The sequence below is a fragment of the Colwellia sp. NW0002-52-1 genome (assembly GCF_057550865.1).
In genome coordinates, this window is record NZ_BAAJLU010000006.1 from 37,766 (window position 1) to 58,834 (window position 21,069).

General features: G+C 39.0%; 19 protein-coding genes. 14 read left to right on the forward strand and 5 right to left on the reverse strand.

Annotated features, from left to right (window positions below):
• Nucleotides 1–32: 32 nt before the first annotated feature.
• Nucleotides 33–743 carry a FecR family protein gene (locus AC27H3_RS07855; RefSeq protein WP_487105112.1) on the reverse strand — a complete coding sequence of 237 codons (711 nt, stop codon included), beginning with the start codon at nt 741–743 and terminating at the stop codon, nt 33–35.
• A 238-nt stretch (nt 744–981) separates the two neighbouring features.
• The gene (locus AC27H3_RS07860) at nt 982–1,932 is read right to left on the reverse strand and encodes a peptidylprolyl isomerase (protein WP_487105114.1); all 951 of its coding nucleotides are present in this window, start codon (nt 1,930–1,932) and stop codon (nt 982–984) included.
• Nucleotides 1,933–2,122: 190 nt separating this feature from the next.
• Here AC27H3_RS07860 and AC27H3_RS07865 point away from each other — a divergent pair, with 190 nt between their 5' ends.
• The 13 genes from AC27H3_RS07865 (at nt 2,123) to AC27H3_RS07925 (ending at nt 15,735) form a co-directional block, all read left to right on the forward strand.
• The gene (locus tag AC27H3_RS07865) at nt 2,123–2,833 is read left to right on the forward strand and encodes a DUF445 domain-containing protein (RefSeq protein WP_487105116.1); all 711 of its coding nucleotides are present in this window, start codon (nt 2,123–2,125) and stop codon (nt 2,831–2,833) included.
• 387 nt (nt 2,834–3,220) lie between these two features.
• The gene (locus tag AC27H3_RS07870; RefSeq protein WP_487105118.1) at nt 3,221–4,408 is read left to right on the forward strand and encodes an amino acid aminotransferase; all 1,188 of its coding nucleotides are present in this window, start codon (nt 3,221–3,223) and stop codon (nt 4,406–4,408) included.
• Between the two features lie 272 nt (nt 4,409–4,680).
• Nucleotides 4,681–5,088: a VOC family protein gene (locus AC27H3_RS07875; RefSeq protein ID WP_487105120.1), complete on the forward strand. Its 408-nt coding sequence runs from the start codon at nt 4,681–4,683 to the stop codon at nt 5,086–5,088.
• Nucleotides 5,089–5,260: 172 nt separating this feature from the next.
• Nucleotides 5,261–5,884: a guanylate kinase gene (gene gmk, locus AC27H3_RS07880; RefSeq protein ID WP_085300815.1), complete on the forward strand. Its 624-nt coding sequence runs from the start codon at nt 5,261–5,263 to the stop codon at nt 5,882–5,884.
• Nucleotides 5,885–5,958: 74 nt separating this feature from the next.
• A complete protein-coding gene (gene rpoZ / locus AC27H3_RS07885) occupies nt 5,959–6,234 on the forward strand; it encodes a DNA-directed RNA polymerase subunit omega (RefSeq protein ID WP_085300816.1) in 276 nt (91 codons plus the stop codon).
• Nucleotides 6,235–6,501: 267 nt separating this feature from the next.
• Complete coding sequence (gene spoT / locus AC27H3_RS07890) at nt 6,502–8,613, forward strand: bifunctional GTP diphosphokinase/guanosine-3',5'-bis pyrophosphate 3'-pyrophosphohydrolase (protein ID WP_487105123.1); 2,112 nt, start codon at nt 6,502–6,504, stop codon at nt 8,611–8,613.
• A 13-nt stretch (nt 8,614–8,626) separates the two neighbouring features.
• Entirely contained in the window at nt 8,627–9,016 is a 390-nt protein-coding gene (locus AC27H3_RS07895) for a RidA family protein (protein ID WP_487105125.1), read from the forward strand.
• A gap of 72 nt (nt 9,017–9,088) precedes the next feature.
• Nucleotides 9,089–9,799 carry a tRNA (guanosine(18)-2'-O)-methyltransferase TrmH gene (gene trmH, locus AC27H3_RS07900; RefSeq protein WP_085300819.1) on the forward strand — a complete coding sequence of 237 codons (711 nt, stop codon included), beginning with the start codon at nt 9,089–9,091 and terminating at the stop codon, nt 9,797–9,799.
• On the forward strand, nt 9,796–11,928 hold the full coding sequence (gene recG / locus AC27H3_RS07905) for an ATP-dependent DNA helicase RecG (protein WP_487105378.1): 2,133 nt from the start codon (nt 9,796–9,798) through the stop codon (nt 11,926–11,928). The genes trmH and recG overlap by 4 nt, the downstream gene beginning before the upstream one ends.
• 227 nt (nt 11,929–12,155) lie before the next feature.
• Nucleotides 12,156–12,944: a bifunctional demethylmenaquinone methyltransferase/2-methoxy-6-polyprenyl-1,4-benzoquinol methylase UbiE gene (gene ubiE / locus AC27H3_RS07910; RefSeq protein WP_085300820.1), complete on the forward strand. Its 789-nt coding sequence runs from the start codon at nt 12,156–12,158 to the stop codon at nt 12,942–12,944.
• A 16-nt stretch (nt 12,945–12,960) separates the two neighbouring features.
• Nucleotides 12,961–13,590 carry a ubiquinone biosynthesis accessory factor UbiJ gene (locus AC27H3_RS07915; protein WP_487105127.1) on the forward strand — a complete coding sequence of 210 codons (630 nt, stop codon included), beginning with the start codon at nt 12,961–12,963 and terminating at the stop codon, nt 13,588–13,590.
• Between the two features lie 9 nt (nt 13,591–13,599).
• Nucleotides 13,600–15,165 carry a ubiquinone biosynthesis regulatory protein kinase UbiB gene (gene ubiB, locus AC27H3_RS07920; RefSeq protein WP_487105129.1) on the forward strand — a complete coding sequence of 522 codons (1,566 nt, stop codon included), beginning with the start codon at nt 13,600–13,602 and terminating at the stop codon, nt 15,163–15,165.
• Nucleotides 15,166–15,255: 90 nt separating this feature from the next.
• A complete protein-coding gene (locus tag AC27H3_RS07925; protein ID WP_487105131.1) occupies nt 15,256–15,735 on the forward strand; it encodes a YehS family protein in 480 nt (159 codons plus the stop codon).
• A 54-nt stretch (nt 15,736–15,789) separates the two neighbouring features.
• Here the strand turns inward: AC27H3_RS07925 and AC27H3_RS07930 are convergent, their stop codons facing one another.
• Both AC27H3_RS07930 and rep read right to left on the reverse strand, forming a co-directional pair.
• Complete coding sequence (locus tag AC27H3_RS07930) at nt 15,790–16,782, reverse strand: GGDEF domain-containing protein (protein WP_487105133.1); 993 nt, start codon at nt 16,780–16,782, stop codon at nt 15,790–15,792.
• A 118-nt stretch (nt 16,783–16,900) separates the two neighbouring features.
• Nucleotides 16,901–18,919 carry a DNA helicase Rep gene (gene rep / locus AC27H3_RS07935; RefSeq protein WP_487105135.1) on the reverse strand — a complete coding sequence of 673 codons (2,019 nt, stop codon included), beginning with the start codon at nt 18,917–18,919 and terminating at the stop codon, nt 16,901–16,903.
• Between the two features lie 176 nt (nt 18,920–19,095).
• Between rep and ubiK the strand changes: the two genes are divergently transcribed.
• A complete protein-coding gene (gene ubiK / locus AC27H3_RS07940; RefSeq protein WP_487105137.1) occupies nt 19,096–19,350 on the forward strand; it encodes a ubiquinone biosynthesis accessory factor UbiK in 255 nt (84 codons plus the stop codon).
• Nucleotides 19,351–19,402: 52 nt separating this feature from the next.
• On the opposite strand, the gene AC27H3_RS07945 is transcribed toward ubiK, so the two are convergent.
• The gene (locus tag AC27H3_RS07945) at nt 19,403–20,989 is read right to left on the reverse strand and encodes a DUF418 domain-containing protein (RefSeq protein ID WP_487105139.1); all 1,587 of its coding nucleotides are present in this window, start codon (nt 20,987–20,989) and stop codon (nt 19,403–19,405) included.
• Nucleotides 20,990–21,069: the final 80 nt, after the last annotated feature.

Sequence of the window (21,069 nt, forward strand, 5' to 3'; positions counted from 1 at the left end):
GACTGTTACTTTTGGATCAGGTTTTTATCATACTAAAATGGTGAGGTACGACCGACAATAGCCTCAATTAAGTTTAATTCTGCATCATTATGGTTTTTCATTGGCGCGGGCTGAATAATATCGCCTTGGCTTGTATCAGCATAGATGTAACGAGGGTTGTCATGATGAGCACTTTTAATATTTTCAGAAATGCTAGGGTCAGCAATGGCACTAACATCAACCTCTCCGTAACAGGTACACACGTAGCTGCGATTTAACGCTGTATCTGACTCTGCATAAACAGCCGTTCCTCGAATACCTACCGTAGCGGTAGTTGTGTGCAGTTTAAATTGTTTTTCAGTTGGCTTACGTTTAGCAAATACCGATAGTACCGAGCCAGTAAATAAACGCATTGCTTCTTCAAATACACCGGTACTTTCTAGCACTAAACGTGAGTTCTCTCTTAAGTGGTGGGCATCTTTCCCGATGGCAAACATTATCCAGCTGCTTTGGCCTGTAACCACTACTGAATTAGCTCTGATCACGGTTTTTGACATATTTGCTTTGGTAATTATTGTGCCATCAACCGTTACTTCACCTTCGAAGTTGTAAATAGATTGTCCAAGTGGCAATTCTGCTGGTACTTCAGCCATCGCGTTTACCAGTGAACTTAGTAAAGCACTGCTTGTTACAGTTGCCAATAAACCGGTGTTGAAAGCTTTTACTAAAAACGCTCTGCGTGTATTTACTGATTGACTACTCATAATTAGTTCCAATTACCCAATGGTTGATTTGCATTATATTTTAGTATTTTTAATTGATAATATTTCGCTATAGATAACTGTAAAAATAACATGTTCAGCTAATCGAATGGTTTTACTATAAAAGTAAAAGCAAAATATTATCAAGTAACATCAACCAATATTTTACAAAAGCTACTGATTGGCATAACTAAAAAGTGCTAATTCATGATTAACTGATGCTTGCCAGAGTTTATCGTTATTATTTAATTGCAGTCTCTTTTGTAATCGCTTTATTTTGTATTAAGCGCGTTAGTACTGGAGTTTGACAGATGTCGAGAACCGGTGGCGGTTTTTTAAAAAAGAAGGCGCTATTACGCTTGATACGGTCAGCAAGTTTAGTCGCAAACAAGGCACTTTCAGTATTTGTTACTTGTAGGTGAATTTGCTCTGCTTTAGGTACGTCAGCCATCATTTGCATGCTAATTATGGGAGTGTGTTTAGTATCAGGCACTGCATCTTCTCCCTCAATAACGGCAGTACGAGTTATAGATTGTACATGGTTCATGCCATAAATAACTCGACCAAAAATGCTCATAATACGATCTAAATACCTTGGCGCTTGACCATTAGTAATATAAAAGTGGCTTGAAGCTGAATTAGCCTCGTTGCCGCGAGCCATAGCAATAATACCAGGGCAATGCGTTAACCATGCTTTATTCTCACGAGGATTATGGCCAAGGGCAAAACCGTTTTTAAAGCCCGTTTTTTCAGCAAATAAATCATTGTTTTGTACTAAAGTAAATGCAAAATCTTGTTGTGTTGTCCAATCGCCTTCAAGCGACAATAAAGGAACAGAACGATCGGCCTTACTCGCATCTTCAGGACCCGCCTGTGCAACAAAACCGTCAATTACACGATAAAATTTATTGCCGTTATAGTGGCCAGCCTTAGTAAGTTGGATAAATTGTTTAACATGCTTTGGAGAAAACTGTGGGGCTAACTCGATAACAACTTTGCCATGTGGCAGTGTTAATAACACCATGTTTTCAATAGCAACAGTTCGCCATTCACTCTGAACATTAGCTTGTGTTGCTATGTTGTCAGTTATTAACGTTTTCGTTTGTTGTTCGGCAGTCGCACTTGCGCTTATCAACATAAGCCATGAACTAAATAGGGTTATTAACATTGAAAAGCTTATTCGATTATACATAAAGCGCCTTTTTTATTATTTTTTTTACTATGTTAATGATTGTTTAATATTGTCACGAAAATAGCAAACGAGTGGCTAAAGATGTTACACAATTTATTGATGTTCATTTCACTCACAATGAAATATTGGCGCAATCGCAAGCAATTGATACCATAGCATGAATAATTACTCTCAACGTTACGGAGCTTTTGTGAATAAAAGTTTTATCACTAATTTTTTAGCCTTTATTGCCATTATTATCGGCTACACAGTCGCAAATAATATTATTTTTACCGTAGGTTTATTTGCTTTATCTGGAGCTGTAACTAATTGGCTTGCTATACATATGTTATTTGAACGTGTACCTTTTTTATATGGTTCTGGTGTTATTCCTGCGCGTTTTGAAGACTTTAAAGTCGCAATTCGTGGGTTAATGATGGAACAATTCTTTACCGAAGAAAATATAGATAGGTTTCTTGCTGGAAGCGATAGTCCTGCAACAGCCATTGATCTTGCGCCGGTTATTAATAAAGTCGACTTGTCGCCAGCTTTTGATAACTTAGTCAGTGTGGTTGAACAATCTTCTTTTGGCGGTATGTTAGCTATGGTAGGTGGCACTGAAGCGCTGCAACCTATGCGTGAACCATTTATTGAGAAAATGCGCGCCTCAGTTATCGAAATAAGCCAAAGTGATGAATTTAATGCCATTCTACGAAAAGAGTTAGAGCAGCCTAATATCATGGCGGGTATGCGTGACAAGGTAAGCGATATTATTGAAAAGCGCCTTAATGAACTAACACCACAACTTGTTAAAGAAATAGTACAACGCATGATTCGTGAGCATTTAGGCTGGCTTGTGGTTTGGGGCGGTGTTTTTGGTGGCATAATTGGTTTTATTGCAGCAATTACCACTCAACTTTAATAAGGGCTGTTTGTTTTTTATATTGAATTTAAGCTTTAGTCGGCCCTGGTTAACTAAAGCTTATCTAGGTTGTGACTAAAGTATCTGCCTATTAAGTCTAATATCATCAACATCATATTGATTAGCAATATCTTTACAGCCAGATTGAACACTCGCTCATTTAGGTACAATATCTGAGTGAAATTTAAAGCAGAATTGTTTCGCTATAACACTGGGTTATCAGCTAGATCTTTTTAGGCTATTTAGTCGAGAATATTTTAATTTTTGTGCTTTAATTTTAGCCTGATAGCCGTTATGCTTAGGCTTTAATCACAGGGTTAAATGTAGCGACTCCAAGCCTGGAGTTTAATCGCTCAAGCCCTCTCTTCGTAAAAGGTAAACCCAAAAATGTTTGGTAGCTTAACGGCGTTGCCTGCCGATCCTATTTTAGGCTTGTTGGCTAAATATCGTGAAGACTCTAATCCGAATAAAATCGACTTAGGTGTTGGTGTCTATAAAAATGAAGCGGGTCATACAGAAGTTTTAAAGTGTGTAAAAGCCGCTGAAAAACATCGACTCGATACTGAAGATACCAAAGTTTATATTGGCCCAACAGGCTCATCACTTTTTAACGAAGAAATGGCTAAGTTAGTATTCGGTCATCATAAAGTGTTGCTTGAAAATCGTGCGCGAACGGTTTCTACACCTGGTGGTACAGGGGCGTTACGAGTAGCGGCTGAGTTTATTAATTCATGTAAAGCTGGCGCAACTATTTGGGTAAGTAATCCTACTTGGGCAAACCATACCGGTGTATTTGAAGCCGCAGGATTAAATGTAAAAACGTATCCTTATTATGATTATGAAAACAAAACCCTTGATTTCGATGGCATGTTAGCGGCTTTAAAAGAAGTTAAAGCTGATGATACCGTATTGCTTCATGCTTGTTGTCATAACCCAAGTGGTATGGATTTAACCAATGAACAATGGCAACAAGTTGCTGAAGTTGCTAAAGACATTGGCTTTTTACCATTAATTGATATGGCTTACCAAGGTTTTGGTGAAGGTTTAGATGAAGATGCTTACGGCCTTAGGTTAATGGCTGATAGCGTAAAAGAAATGATCGTTTGTAGTTCATGCTCTAAAAACTTTGGTTTATACCGTGAGCGTATTGGCGCTTGTACTATTATTGGTGAAACCTCGCACAGCGCTGATATTGCAAACTCTGTATTGCTTAGTGTAATTCGTTGTATTTATTCAATGCCACCAGCACATGGTGCGGCATTAGTGGAAACTATTCTGCATTCTGACGAGCTACGTGCGCAATGGCACAGGGAGCTTAAAGAAATGCGTGATCGCATTAATGGCAATCGTCAATTATTGGTTGATAAGCTTGTTGAAAACGGCGTAACACGCGACTTTAGCTTTATTCCTCGTCAAAAAGGTATGTTTTCTTTCTTAGGTATAACGCCTGAGCAAGTACAACAACTGCAAGATGAATACAGCATTTACATGGTAGGTTCAAGCCGTATGAGCATTGCCGGTATTGCTAACCGCAACGTTGATTACTTAGCACAATCAATCGCAAAAGTGCTATAAGCTAACGCTATAAACTCCATGTATGCACTCATACATGGAGTTTTTACTTCTGTTAAGTAAATACTCCTAACACTCTTTCTACCTTCAATATCTACAAGCCCTGCAAAAGCAGCTTAAGTTAATGTACCAATAATGTGTGCAAAAAATTAAACATCGACACGTTGATAACCCGTTTTCATGTTACTTTGTTATGCTGCGAAATTTGAGCACGCTATACTATAAAGTTAAGCTCATAGTTAGCTGAGAAACTTTATGTTAGTTAAGGATTATTTATGATTAAACCTATTGCGCTAGATCATATCGTTTTGCGCACTACCAAATACCAAGCACTTATTGACTTTTATTGTGACGTATTAGGTTGTGTTGTCGAGCGAGTATTACCCGACGATATAGGTTTAACGCAACTGCGAGCCGGCAGTTCATTAATAGATATAGTGAAGGTAAATTCAACGTTAGGAAAAGTTGGCGGTGAAGCACCCAAAACTACCGGTAATAATGTTGATCACTTCTGCTTACAAATAGCCGCGTTTGATGAAACTGCTTTAAAAAACTTCCTCACCAGTAAAGGGGTTGAAGTTGGTGATTTTGAAGAAAGATATGGGGCAGAAGGTATGGGTCGTTCGTTGTATTTAACCGATATTGCCGGTAATAATGTTGAATTACGCGCTAAAGTTTCTTAGTTTAAAAAAAGAATCAACAAATTATTCAAAGCAAAATTATGGGAAATAGGCGAACTTTTAGGTATAGTGCGCGACAATAAATTTTGACTATGCCAAGTTACATTGCGTTCTATGCAATAACATTATTGGCACTACCATAAGCTGCTATTAATTCAGCTACAAAGGATAAATTGTGACAACCAAAGGCAACCTTTTCATTCTGTCTGCGCCAAGTGGTGCAGGGAAATCGAGTTTAATTTCCGCCTTACTCAAGCAAGCATCATCGCGACCTATGCAAGTATCTGTTTCACATACTACACGTAATGCGCGCCCTGGTGAAGTTGACGGCCAGCACTACCATTTTGTTAGTGTAACTAAATTCAAGCAGTCAATTGCTGATAAGCACTTTTATGAATACGCTGAAGTATTTGGAAATTTTTACGGCACAAGTGAAGTCGCAATAGATCAACAACTTGCACAAGGTATCGACGTATTTCTTGATATTGACTGGCAAGGTGCTCAACAAGTTAGAATGAAAAAGCCTGACGTAACAACAATATTTATTAGTCCGCCTTCAAAACAAGAGTTAGAAAACCGTTTACGTGGCCGGGGCCAAGACAGTGAAGAAGTTATTCAAGCAAGAATGAGTGAAGCACAAGCACAATGTTCACACTATCAAGAGTTCGATTATATTATTGTTAACGATGATTTCGAGCAGGCATTAGCTGATTTAACCACAGTAGTGAACAACCAACGCTTAAAACGCAGCCAACAAGCGAGCGAGCATCAAGCTTTATTTGATGAATTATTAGCGTAGAACGCTTGCTTACATGCGTGTAGATCAAGTAAACTACGCGACTATTTTATGAATTTAATTGTTGGAGAGACCAAATGGCTCGCGTAACTGTTGAAGATGCCGTAGAAAAAGTCGGTAATCGTTTTGACTTGGTGTTAATTGCATCTCGTCGTGCTCGTCAAATTGCTACGGGCGGTAAAGATCCATTGGTTGAAGTTGAAAATGACAAACCAACAGTAATTGCTTTACGTGAAATCGAAGCTGGCCTTATTACTACTGAAGTAATGGACGTTTCAGATAAGCATGAGCAAGTACAACAAGACGCTGCTGAATTAGATGCTGTTGCAGCAATTGTTGGTGGTAACCAATAATTATTTCTAACGTTTAACGTTAGTAGCAACATTCAAAACGCGTAAATTACATCACTGTGATTTACGCGTTTTTTATTATCTGCTCATGATTCATGAGAGAAATTCGTGCAAATGTGCTTCTAATTAAGTTAATTAGCTACTTTTTTAATGTTTAAAATGAAAAAGTAGTTCGCATAATTAATCAAAATGGCATAAATATTGGCATAGCGGTAAAATAATCGTATTCTAAACTAATCACAGCGTCAGCAATCATCAGGGAATTATTGGGTGTACCTTTTTGAACCACTAAAAGAACATGTATCAAGTTATTTATCGAAAGTACAAATTGACCTGCTAAAGCAGGCCTATATTGTTGCGCGCGAGGCCCACGATGGCCAAATGCGTTCTAGTGGTGAGCCATATATAACCCACCCTGTGGCCGTTGCGCTGAATCTCGCCAAAATGCACCTAGATCACGAAACGCTAATGGCAGCATTACTGCACGACGTAATTGAAGACACTCCGGTAACCAAAGACCAACTTTCAGAGCTTTTTGGTCATACGGTTGCTGAATTGGTTGAAGGTGTTAGTAAACTAGACAAGCTAAAGTTTGATAATAAAGAAGAAATGCAGGCGGAAAACTTCCGTAAAATGATCTTAGCCATGGTGCAAGACATACGCGTTATTTTGATTAAACTCGCTGACCGCACGCATAACATGCGTACACTAGGCTCTTTACGACCTGATAAACGTCGTCGTATTGCCCGAGAAACATTAGAAATTTATGCCCCAATTGCTAATCGTCTGGGCATTCACGATGTAAAAAATGAATTAGAAGTTTTAGGTTTTGAAGCATTATATCCTATGCGCGCACGCGCCTTAAAGTCAGCTGTTAAGCAAGCTCGTGGTAACCGCAAAGAAATTATCAATAATATTCAACAAGAAGTGACCAGCCGCTTAGCGGAAAACGGTATTAAAGCGCAAGTTATTGGCCGAGAAAAACACCTCTATTCAATTTATCGCAAAATGCGCAATAAAGAACTTATGTTTAATGAAGTCATGGATATTTATGCCTTCAGAATTATTGTTGGTGATAAAATTGACGACTGTTATCGTGCTTTAGGCGCAGCCCACAATTTATTTAAGCCTATCGAGTCTAGGTTTAAAGACTATATTGCCATTCCAAAAACTAACGGTTATCAGTCATTACATACCTCTTTAATTGGTCCGCATGGTATTCCGGTTGAGATACAAATTCGTACCAACGATATGGATCAAATGGCAGATAAAGGTGTTGCGGCGCATTGGTTATATAAGCAAGACGGCGAAGATACTGGCACCACTGCACAGATGAAAGCACGACGATGGATGCAAAGTTTATTAGAGCTACAGCAAAGTGCCGGCAGTTCGTTTGAATTTATCGAAAATGTAAAATCGGATTTATTTCCCGAAGAAATTTATGTTTTTACCCCTGATGGTCGCATTGTTGAATTACCAATGGGCGCAACCGCGGTCGATTTTGCCTATGCTGTTCATACTGATGTTGGTAATTCATGTGTAGGCGTGAAAGTTGAACGTAAACCTTTTCCATTGAGTAAACCATTAGATTCAGGCCAAACCATTGAAGTTGTTACCTCTACAGCTGCTAGGCCAAACGCCACTTGGCTTAACTTTGTGGTTACCGCTAAAGCCCGTTTGCAAATTCGTACTTATCTGCGATCGCAAGAAAAAACAGAGTCTTTGGCGTTAGGTCGTAGACTGCTGAGCCACGCACTTGGTGCCACCAAACTAGAAGATATTGCCCAAGAAAAGCTAACACAAGTTGTTAAAGATACCGGTAATAGCAATACTGAAGAGTTACTGATAAACATAGGTTTGGGTAATGCCTTAAGCATAGGTATTGCTAAACGTTTGAAAGACGAGTTTACCGAAGAGTCTGATCTGCTTAAACCAGCAACAACTAAAAATAAAATGCCAATTAAAGGCACCGAAGGCATGATGGTTAGCTATGGTAAATGTTGTCGCCCTATTCCTGGCGATTCAATATTGGCCTACCTAAGCCCAGGAAAAGGTTTAATGGTGCACCAACATGGCTGTCGTAATAACAAAGGTCATGAGCAAGGCAGTTTATTCCCTGTGCGATGGGATACCGATATTGATCGAGATTTTATTGCCAAATTACGTATTGAAATTCTTAACCATAAAGGTGCATTGGCAGCATTAACCAATGTGGTCGCTCGCTGTGGCTCAAATGTTCATTCACTTAATTCAGGTGAAAAAGAGTCAGGCTTGTATCTTATCGATATAGAAATTACTTGTCGGAACAGGGTTCATCTTGCCGACATCATCAGAAAAATTAAAGTTATGGGCGACGTTCAACGCGTTGTGCGTAATAAATAGATTTAGGAAAATTATGAAAACAATTATTAATACAGATAATGCACCTAGTGCAATTGGGACATACAGCCAAGCAGTTAAGGTAAATAATACCGTTTATCTTTCAGGACAAATTCCATTAGTGCCTGAAACGATGGAAATTGTTTCTGAAGATTTTGCTGAGCAAACACAACAAGTTTTCAAAAATATTGTAGCGGTATGTGAAGCGGCAGGTGGCAATATTAATGATCTGGTAAAAGTGAATATATTTTTACAAGATCTTGCTAATTTCGCGACCGTTAATGAAATTATGAGTCAGTATTTTTCACAACCTTACCCTGCACGCGCAGCGGTGCAAGTAGCTCGGTTACCAAAAGATGTTGCTATTGAAATTGACGGTATTATGGAATTACCTAACTACAGTTAATAAACATCGCTTCATGTAAACGATAAATTCGATAAAGATATATTAATAAATAACCAACTTTAGAACACGTATATGACACCAGATAGACTACAAAGAATTAACAGCATGCTAGATCAACGCCAACCCGACTTAACCGTTTGTATGGAAGGCGTGCATAAAACTCATAACTTAGCCGCAGTTGTTCGAACAGCTGACGCTATAGGTATTAGTGATGTACATGCCGTATGGAAAAATGAAACCATGCGCCTTTCGGGCGGAAGTGCTGCGGGTAGTCAAAATTGGATAGATGTGCACGACTACAGTAATACTGAAGATGCAATCACTGAATTAAAAAATCAAGGCATGCAGGTATTGGTCACTAACTTATCAGATACAGCGGTCGACTTTCGAGAAATTGACTATACCAAACCTACCGCTATTATTTTAGGGCAAGAAAAGTTTGGCGCTTCTGCTAAAGCACTAGAAATGGCTGACCAAGATATTGTTATACCTATGGTTGGCATGGTGCAGTCATTAAATGTTTCAGTTGCCTGTTCTGTGGTGTTATATGAAGCGCAGCGACAGCGTCAAGCAGCAGGTTTATATCAACAACCTAGAATAAGCCACGAACGCCGTCAACGGATATTATTTGAAGGTGGGCACCCTATTTTTGCCACTGCTTGTCAGCGTAAAGGCCTACCATATCCAGAGATTGATGAAGACGGACAGATTGTTGCCTCAGAGCAGTGGTGGCAGCAAATGCAAATGACTCAAGATGCGTGGAAGAAAATCGACGACGAATAACCAATAAACCTACAGCAAGGGAGTCTGCGGTGTCTCGCCAAATCGAAGCGTTATCTAATTTAGCCCAAATACCCGTTACAACGTTAAAAGGTGTTGGCCCTGGTATGGCAGCGAAACTCGAAAAAGTAGGTTTAGTGTCGTTACAAGACTTACTTTTTCATTTACCGCTTCGCTACGAAGACCGCACCCGAGTTACTGCTGTTCGTGATCTCATACCCGGTTTATTCACCAATATTATTGGTGAAGTTACACAGAACGAAATAATTCAAGGCAAACGTAGAATGATGCTAGTAACCATTAATGATGGTACAGGTAGCATTAATTTACGTTTTTTTCATTTTTCAGCCAGCCAAAAAAATAGCTTGGCAGTTGGGTTAAATATTCGCTGCTACGGTGAAGTTAATCGTGGAATGCGCGGCTTTGAAATGGTGCACCCAGAATATAAAGCGCTCGATCAAGACCAACCATTAACCCCTGTTGAAGAAACCCTAACCCCCGTTTACTCAACAACTGATGGATTGCGACAAATATCGCTGCGAAATTTAACCGAACAAGCGTTAATTCGCTTAAAGCGCGGCCATGTTGAAGAATTACTGCCTGAAGAAATTAACCATCAACGATATAGTTTAGCGTCTGCGTTAGCCTTAATTCATCGTCCACCACCTGATACTTCTGTGGAGTTAATGGAAGAAGGTAAACATCCGGCGCAGCTGAAACTAATTAAAGAAGAGCTTCTAGCTCATAACCTGAGTATGTTGAAGTTAAGAGCGGCTAGTGATCATCACCCCGCGGTTGTGTTAGCAATTGATACAGCACTGGAAAAAAACTTTTTAGCATCATTACCCTTTTCACCTACGGGCGCTCAAGCACGTGTCACAGCAGAAATACGAACCGATCTACTCAAGCCTTTGCCTATGATGCGCTTGGTACAAGGTGACGTAGGCTCAGGAAAAACTTTAGTGGCTGCATTAGCCGCACTCACTGCCATTGGCCAAGGTTTTCAAGTTGCTTTAATGGCACCAACTGAAATATTAGCTGAACAGCATGCCATTAATTTTAAAAAATGGTTTGAACCGCTCAATATTACGGTCGGTTGGCTGGTCGGAAAAACCAAAGCAAAAGCTAGGCGCAGCGCCTTAGAGCATATTGAAAACGGTAATATGCAAATGGTTATTGGCACTCATGCTTTATTTCAAGAACAAGTGATATTTAACAAACTCGGCTTAATTATTATTGATGAGCAACATAAATTTGGTGTGCATCAGCGTTTATCATTACGTGAAAAAGGCGCTTGGCAAGGTAATTACCCGCATCAATTAATTATGACGGCAACTCCTATTCCACGTACGCTGGCAATGACGGCTTATGCTGATTTAGACACCTCAGTTATTGATGAACTGCCACCTGGCCGAACACCGATCACCACAGTAGCATTACCTGATAGTCGCCGTGACGATGTAATTGAACGTATTCGTCAAGGTTGCACAAACGATAATCGACAAGCTTATTGGGTTTGTACCTTAATTGAAGAGTCGGAGGCCCTACAATGTCAAGCTGCTGAAGATACCGCAGTGTATTTACAGGCACAATTATCTGATTTGAAAATTGGCTTGGTGCATGGCCGAATGAAAGCCGACGAAAAACAAGCCGTAATGGAGCAATTTAAAGTTGGCGAACTTAACGTACTGGTTGCTACAACGGTAATTGAAGTGGGTGTTGATGTGCCTAATGCAAGCTTAATGGTGATTGAAAACCCTGAGCGTTTAGGTTTAGCGCAGCTCCATCAACTACGTGGTCGTGTTGGTCGCGGTTCAGTAGCGTCCCATTGTGTATTAATGTACAAAGCACCGCTGACGAAAACAGCGACTAAACGATTAAAAGTACTTAGAGAAAGTAACGATGGTTTTGTTATTGCACAAAAAGATTTAGAAATTCGAGGCCCTGGTGAGCTATTAGGCACTAAACAAACCGGTTTAGCCGATTTGAGAATAGCAGATTTACAGCGAGACGCTCACTTAATCCCAGAAGTTCAGCAACAAGCGCACCTGATATGGCGACAGTATCCTGACAAAGCCAACGCTTTAATCGATCGTTGGTTAGCCAATCGAGAGAGATATTCAAATGCCTAACTGCAACGGTAAGTTTATTAGTTAAATACCTCAAGAATTATGGTTTAAAGAAAGTTGTGTTCAAATAAATATTAATAAATTCGCGCTTTTGTTAAAGCCATTATCGGCTTTAAAAGTTACCTAACTAATGCATTTGCCATAAATATCTGTCACCTTGATTTGAAGTGTTAATAATTCTAAAAAAATGCGGTAAACTAGCAGTAACTTTAGTTTATAGCGAAACCATGATGTCTTCACACGATCAAAATCATCCTACTCATAACGACAACAGCGAAGAAGCCACTACTCACTTTGGTTTCCAAACGGTCGAAAAAAATGAAAAAGAGTCGAAAGTTGCCAGCGTATTTCATTCTGTTGCACAGCAATATGATGTAATGAATGATCTGATGTCATTTGGTATTCATCGCTTATGGAAACGTTTTACCATTGACGCCAGTGGCGTACGTCCGGGTAACAAAGTATTAGATTTAGCCGGTGGTACGGGTGACTTAACCGCTAAATTCTCTCAACTTGTGGGTCGTGAAGGAAAGGTAATATTAGCCGACATTAACAGCTCAATGCTCAATGTAGGTCGCGACAAACTTCGCGATCGTGGTTTAGTACAAAACATTGAGTACGTACAAGCCAATGCTCAATACTTACCGTTTGAAGATAATACCTTTGACGTGATCACAATAGCCTTTGGTTTACGCAACGTTACCGATAAAGACATGGCATTACGCTCTATGTATCGTGTGCTTAAGCCTGGTGGTCGACTATTGGTATTAGAGTTTTCAAAACCTGAACATGAACTAGTCAATAAAGCGTACGATTTTTACTCGTTTAATATCTTGCCTAAAATGGGTGAGTTAGTGGCTAAAGACGGCGATAGTTACCAGTATTTAGCTGAATCAATTCGTATGCACCCAGATCAAGAAACCCTAAAATCTATGATGGATAATGCAGGTTTTGAGCAAACCAGCTTTAAGAACTTAACAGGCGGTGTTGTTGCCTTGCACAAAGGTTATAAATTTTAACCTTATGCCTCAGACTATGAGTCAGCAACTTATGTTTGCCCAGGCCTTAAGTGCCATCTTGGAAAAGTTGATTGAGCAGTTTTTGCGCTACAACTTACATGGTACACGCGCATTAAAACCTTTATCTGAAAAAACACTGACCGTGAAGCTTGGTGAATTACCATTTCCCTTAAGTTTTACTGTTAACAATGAAAAAGTACATGTTAGCACGAGCGAAGCACACTACGACTGTTGCCTTGTTACCAGTGTTAGTACCTTGATTGAATTGCAAAAAGAACAACAACTTACTGACTTAATAAGAAATGATAAACTCGATATTCAAGGCGATTTAAAAGTTGCGCAGCGCTTCGCCGATATTGCTCAATCACTTGATATTGATTGGCAGAGTGAACTAGCTAAAAGAATTGGCGATATTCCAGCTTACAAACTGGGCCAGTTAGGGCGAAAAATAGTTGATAAGTTAAACTTTGCAAGCCAACAAATTCAAGCTGATGCTAGCGAATGGCTCGTTCATGAAAAGCGTTTAATAGTAACATCAACTGAATTATCATCTTTTAGCCATGATGTAGATGTTATTGAACAGCAGTTACCAAAGTTAAGCCAACGTATCGAAAACTTAATAAATCGCTTCAATGCAAGTTCATAAGGGTATGTAGTGAGTAGTAAACGTTTATACAAAATAGTAAAAACATTTCTTCAGTATGGGCTTGATGAGCTGTTACCGAAAAAATATTTACCGTGGTATATAAAAATAGCTCGCAAGTCTTTATTTTGGCTGCGAAATAAACATCGCGATAAACCTAAAGCACAACGGTTTAGACTCGCAATTGAGTCATTAGGGCCAGTATTTGTTAAGTTTGGTCAAATGCTCTCTACTCGTCGAGATTTGCTACCTGACGACTTCGCCAATGAACTAACGTTATTACAAGATAAAGTGCCTGCATTTGCCGGTGAAGAAGCCGAACGCATCGTTATTGCGGCAATGGGTGTTGAAACTTTTCAAACATATTTTAAAGACTTTGATCGCGCTCCTTTAGCATCAGCTTCAATTGCGCAAGTGCATACTGCCACTATGATGCACGACGATGGCGATAAAAACGTTGTTTTGAAAGTTTTACGACCTAATATTGCCAAAACTATATTAGCCGACATAAACGTTATGTCTTCTTTCGCCAAAATAGTTGCTCGATGGTTGCCTGATGGTAAGCGTTTACGACCAGTTGAAGTGGTTGCTGAATATGAAAAAACCATTTTAGAAGAACTAGATTTAAATCGTGAAGCCGCTAATGCTATGCAATTAAAGCGTAACTTTAGTCAAGGGCGAGACAGTGATAAAGTGCTATACGTGCCAGAGGTGTATAGCGAATACTGTTCGAAAAACGTTATGGTTATGGAGCGAATTTACGGTATCGGTGTCGGTGAAATTGAGACATTACAAGCCAATAATGTCGATATGAAGTTACTTGCCGAACGTGGCGTAGAAGTCTTTTTTACTCAAGTATTTCGTGATAGTTTTTTTCACGCTGACATGCACCCAGGCAATGTTTTTGTTAACGCCACTAAGCCAGCAGATCCTACTTGGATTGCTATAGATTACGGCATTGTTGGCACCTTAAATCGTGAAGATAAACGTTATTTAGCCGAGAACTTTGTCGCTTTTTTTAATCGCGATTATCGCAAAGTCGCGCAGTTGCATGTTGACTCAGGCTGGGTGCCGAGTGATACCAGTGTTGATGAATTTGAGTTTGCCATTCGCACGGTTTGCGAGCCAATATTTAATAAACCGTTGTCGGAAATATCATTTGGGCAGGTGCTAGTTAACCTTTTTAATACCGCACGCCGTTTTAATATGGAAGTACAACCCCAGTTAGTATTGCTACAAAAAACACTACTCTATATTGAGGGCTTAGGCCGTCAGCTTTATCCAGCGTTAGATCTTTGGCAAACAGCGAAGCCATTTCTAGAGAACTGGGTGAAAGAGCAAATGGGTATTAAAGCAGTATATAAAAAGGTAAAAGACAATTTACCATTTTGGAATGAAAAACTGCCTGAAATTCCCGATTTAGTCTACGATTACTTAAAAACTAATCGCGAAGCACAACGGCTGCAGTTAAAGTCGATGCAACAGATGCAATTGCAGCAGCAACAACACAGTAAGCAAATGACAAAGTTGGTTATTATTGCCACGCTCGCTATTTGCTTAACCATTAGCTTTACTTGATAAAGTGAACTTTCACTATTTTAGCGCTGAAATTAATATTTAGCGTTACTGTTCAGTAGTAAAAAATAGAACAATTAAACAGGAATAACCATGACCAACAACGAAGTTTTACATCACATTCGTTATATCTTTACGCTGAGCAATGAAAAAATAGCGACTATTTTTCAACAGGCGCAGTGCCCAAAAACCGATGAAGACATTGACAACTTCTTCCGTAAGAATGGTGAGCCAAGCTTTGCTCGCATTGCAGATAATCAGCTAGCTAGCTTCCTTGATGGTTTAATTATCGAAAACCGCGGAGCAAAAGAAGGTGTACAAGCGCAGTTAAATCAGTCAATAAATAACAATATCGTCTTTAATAAAGTAAAAATAGCACTCGCTTTGAAAGCAGAAGACATTATTGCTTTACTTGATACAGCTGAACTCACCTTGAGTAAGCATGAGCTTAGTGCGTTTTTTAGAAAGACAGATCATAAGCACTATCGCACCTGTACCGATGAGACTTTATTAAAGTTTTTTAATGGCTTACATTTACAAAAGAGACAAGCGGTTTTAATGATAAAAGAGTAAGGTTCAATATAAATGAAGCTAAGCTTTTACTCAGTTTCATTTCTTCTCATTGGTTTAGCTGTGATCGTTTTCTTTATTTAGCTCTGATTCAGCCACCACGCGATTACGTCCGCTATCTTTAGCAACATAAAGGGCAGCATCGGCGCGACTAATCCATGCTTCAGCAGTTTCACCTGCTCGATATTGAGCAACACCAATTGAAACCGTGGCAGAAATCTTACTGGCAAAAGTAGATTTTTCGATTATTGCACGTAATTTCTCAGCAATTTGTTTAGCTTCTAATAAATCAACCTTCAAAGGTAAAATAATAAACTCTTCACCACCATAGCGATAAAGGTCATCAAGAGAACGGGTATGTTTTTGAATGAGTTCTACTAGCTCAACCAGTACGATATCGCCATTTGCATGACCATAACTATCATTAATTTTTTTAAAGTGATCTAAATCTAATAATAACAATGAAACTTTGGAAGATTCACGCTTTTGATCTGAAAGGATTTTTTCAAGCTTTAAATCTAAAGCTCGGCGATTTCCAGAAGAAGTTAATGGGTCGATACTGGCTAATAACGCTAATTTTCTATTTGTTTTATTATAATTACTAAAAATAACATAAGAAAATATTGCGGTTAAAAATAATGTACTAATTATAGTTAAAAACTCTAACATACTGGTTTCTGGGAAAATTATTGTAGCAATGAGCATAATAGCTAGGAAACAAATTAAACCTGCGGGTCTAGCAGGTAATATATAATAGAAAGCGATCATACAGGGATATAGCCAAAACAGATGTGATTGCCCTCTAATTGCAACAATGGTGACAATAGCAATAGAGAAAAAGCTTGATAAGATGAGCTTAGCCGTTTTTACTTTGCGTGTTTTGAAAACAAAAATAAAAAATGTAGCCGTAACAACCACAATTGATGCATCAATTGCAGCCATGACCCTATCACCTTCGCTCCACCTGAAATACACGAATGGTAAAATCGTTAGAAAGGCAAATGCACTTAATATCAGTAGCATTTTTTCTGCTGTTGAACGTTGTGTCATTGTATATCCCTAATAAATCGACAATTTTCTGACAAACTCTGCGCTATATTCTCTGCTTAATATAGAGAAATCTATTTTAAAATTCAAATAGATAATATAGTAACAATCATAGTTTACGTTATTTTTTTTGTTTTAGCATTTCACGTAAGTTGGCCACACCCATTTTGGCTGCTGCTTGCTTTTTTTCAACGCTTTGTTTTGTTTGAGTAAGCTCCCAACTTAAATCATCTTGAGGTAATTCATGTAAAAATCGACTTGCTTCAGTGCGAGAAACTTCACCAAACTGCCTACGCTCTCTTGCGTAAGTAAATATTAATTCGCGCTGAGCCCTAGTGATACCAACATATGCTAGTCGGCGCTCTTCTTCAACGTTACCTTCATCCATACTGGTTTGATGCGGTAATAAACCTTCTTCCATGCCAATAAGAAAAACATAAGGGAATTCTAGCCCTTTAGAAGCGTGCAGTGTCATTAATTGCACTTGGTCGGTATCTTCCTCATCTTCATTACGTTCCATCATATCCCGTAATGTCAGTCTGGTGACAACTTGAGCTAAGGTCATTGGCTCTTCATCGTCTTCACCTTCTAGCATTTGGGTGACCCAACTAAACAATTGGGTGACATTCTTCATGCGCATTTCGGCGGCTTTTGCGCTAGGTGAAGTGTCGTAGAGCCAATCTTCGTAATTAATTTCACGCACCATGGTACGTAATACCTCAGATGTTTCTCCTCGTTCAGCGTGATCAGCTGTTTCTACCAACCAGCGTGTAAATCTTTGAACGCTTTGTAGCCCACGACCCGTTAAGTGCTGCTCTAAGCCTAACTCGAAACTGGCGGCAAACATGCTTATTTGACGCATATTGGCATAACTGCCTAGTTTTTCTAAGGTTGTTGGGCCAATTTCACGACGCGGAACATTAACAATACGTAAGAAAGCATTGTCGTCATCAGGGTTCACTAGCACCCTTAAAAACGCCATCATGTCTTTTATTTCTGATCGTGAAAAAAATGAGGTACCGCCATTAATTTTGTACGGTATTCTATTAGTCATTAAGGCTTTTTCAAGTAAACGTGATTGATGATTACCCCGGTATAATATGGCGTAATCTTTAAATTTACTCTTATTTAAAAAGCGATGACCAATGAGCTCCCCTACAACTCGCTCTACTTCATGGTCTTCATTTTTAGTTTGTAGAACGCGTAATTCAACACCGTAATTTAGCTCACTAAATAAGGCTTTATCATAAACATGTGGATTATTAGCAATTAACGTATTGGCACATTTTAATATACGACCGCTAGAACGATAATTTTGTTCAAGCTTTATTAGCTTAAGGTTCGGGTAGTCTTCACCTAATAGCACCAAATTTTGCGGTTTAGCGCCACGCCATGAGTAAATCGATTGGTCGTCGTCGCCTACAACGGTTAATAAACCTTTTTCGCCCGTTATTTGTTTTACTAATTCGTATTGGCTGGCATTGGTATCTTGGTATTCATCAACCAGCATATATTGAATTTTTTGTTGCCAGCGGGCCCTTACTTCGGGGTAATTACGCATTAATAATGTTGGGATCAAAATTAAGTCATCAAAATCTAGCGCGTTATAGGCTTTCATATGCTTTTGATACATGGCATAAAACTCAGCAAACTGCAGGCTATCGGCATCGCTGGCATTTTTAATGGCTGCATCAGGCAATAGCAAATCATTTTTCCAATTTGAAATCATCATTTGCAGCCTGCTGAGCAAGTCTTTATCGCCATCAAGTTGCTCTTGGGTCAGTTCTTTCAATAACGCCAAACTGTCTTGATCATCAAAAAGTGTAAAGCCAGGTTTGTAGCCTAAGGTTTTTAGCTCTCTTCTAATAATATCTAAACCTAAAGAGTGAAACGTACAAACCGTTAAACCTCTTGTTTGCGACTTATCCATCATTTTAACCACACGTTCTTTCATTTCACGTGCGGCTTTATTGGTAAAAGTTACCGCGGCGATGTTTTTCGCCTTATAACCACAATTTTGAATTAAGTATGCAATTTTCTGACAAATAACCCCAGTTTTGCCACTGCCTGCTCCTGCCAATACTAGGCACGGACCATCAACATATTTTTTTGCTTCATTTTGACCTGGGTTTAATTTCATTGCTGCGTTGTAACTCAATTAGTGGATAAAATATTTGGCGGTAGATTTTACCTGTTTTTCTAGCAAGACAACATCAACTTTACGTTTACTCTTGTAATTTCTTGTACCAGCAAAGGAGATATTAATATTAAAAGCGCTTACAATAACCTAATAGTTTACTAATGAAGAAGCCGCAAATGATTAATGCTAAAAAAATAGAAGAAATTGCAAAGCAAGTAACTGACTCGATTCCTGCAGGATTTAAAGATTTTGCTCATGAAATGGAAGATAAAACAAAAGTTGTTTTACAACGAAAACTTTCACAGCTTGACGTGGTAACTCGTGAAGAGTTTGATGTACAAACTCAGGTGTTAATTAAAACGCGAGCAAAATTAACTGATCTTGAAGCTAAAGTTGCGGCATTAGAAGCTATGCTAAACGCGCCAGAGTAACAAAGCAGAGAATAAGGCCTTAATTTAAACCAAAGGCCTTATTTTGACCTAGCTACTTAATACGCATTGATTGCAGTTTTTTATAAGATAAACAGCGCCATAACCATTCTAATGGTCCAAATGCATAGTTATTTAACCACCAGCGTGAAAATAGCAATTGGAAAATCACAATGGCGAAAACAATCAGCATTTGTGGCGCACGTGATATTTCACCAAAATAGCCGCCAGCATAACCATAAAATATTGTAGTTAAAATAACAGAATGCATAAGGTAATTACTTAGTGCCATTCTGCCCATCGGTGTAAATATTGCTAAGATTTTTTGCCATTTAACATGGCAGAGTAAGCGCATAATTAAGCCAAAGTATCCTGCCGCCATGACAAATTGACCAATATAAAACAATGCTTCGCCAACAGTTTGTAATAGCACTATTTGATTAGATACCGGATGTTGAACAACCAATAATCCTCCTACTTCAAGCACACAGCCTAACCCTAAACCAACATAGGCCATAACTTTAAATGCGCTAGCATGCTGTTGATAGTTTTGCATGATGCCACTGGAGACTAACCAATAACCCAAAATAAATATGGGTAAAAGCACGGTTAACGAAAAAGGCAAAGTAAACATCAACATAAATAACGCAAAGTTGAATCTAAACTCAGTGGCCTGCCAGTAGTTATCTGCGGTAAATGCCGTAATTTCAGCATCTACCTCTTGCTGTATTTCTGTTTGCTGTTCGACGATGGCTTGCGCTTGTTGTTCAATTAAGTCGGCTGGAGGAAGCTCGGCGCTACTTTCTTCACCTGCATCGTTAATAACGACTACTTCATCAGCAAGAGTACCTAAGGCTGTATCGGTAATATTTTTTTCTGCGTTAGCAGGCGCTATTTCTTCTGTGGGGGCTATTAGTTGTTCGGTTGCCGCAACCTCAGCTAAGGCTTCAGATTGTTGTTGTAATAATGTCTCTTTTTCTAGCCAAATAGCCTCAACACGTTGAGATACTTGAGTTTCCTCTTGCCATTGGCTTGTTAAATCATTATTGTCATTGAGCAAACCAAAACCCATGCCGCCGAGTACTGATAGTATTATTGGCACAGTTAACCAAACAACAGAGAGCTTAAAAAAAGATTTTGGATTGTCGTATTTTTGCAGATTTGGTTTTTGTAAAAGGGTAATCCAGCCTAATAATAAGAGTCCAGCTACCCCGTAATCATGTAAAATATCACCGCCCCACAAAAATATCATATGCAATAAACCGATAACAATTAACACCAGCATGCGTCGGGAAAACCAAGCGCCAAAAGGCCTGTTGGCGGCTTTTGCTCTGATTAACATTACGGCGAACCCCATGCCAAAAAGCAAAGCAAAGAGCTTATAAAATTTACCTTCAACAAAGCATCGAATTAGCCAACCTACGGCATGATCTAACCCGGTTAAGTTAGTATCTTGAAAGCCTAAATTGGATAATGCGCGATTAAACCACTCAATATTCATCAATAAGATGCCAACCAGGGCTAATCCACGAAGAATATCCATGGCATCTATTCGTTCTGCCACAGTAACAGGAGAGAGGTTTTCTAGCTTTGTTTTTGAGGCATTATTTGAAACTAACAAATCAGCATGAGTATCTGACATTTAACTTCCTTTTTATTATTCCTATGTTTAATAATATAATTTTTTTGATCAAAAAAAGCAGCTTTAATTAACTATTAAAG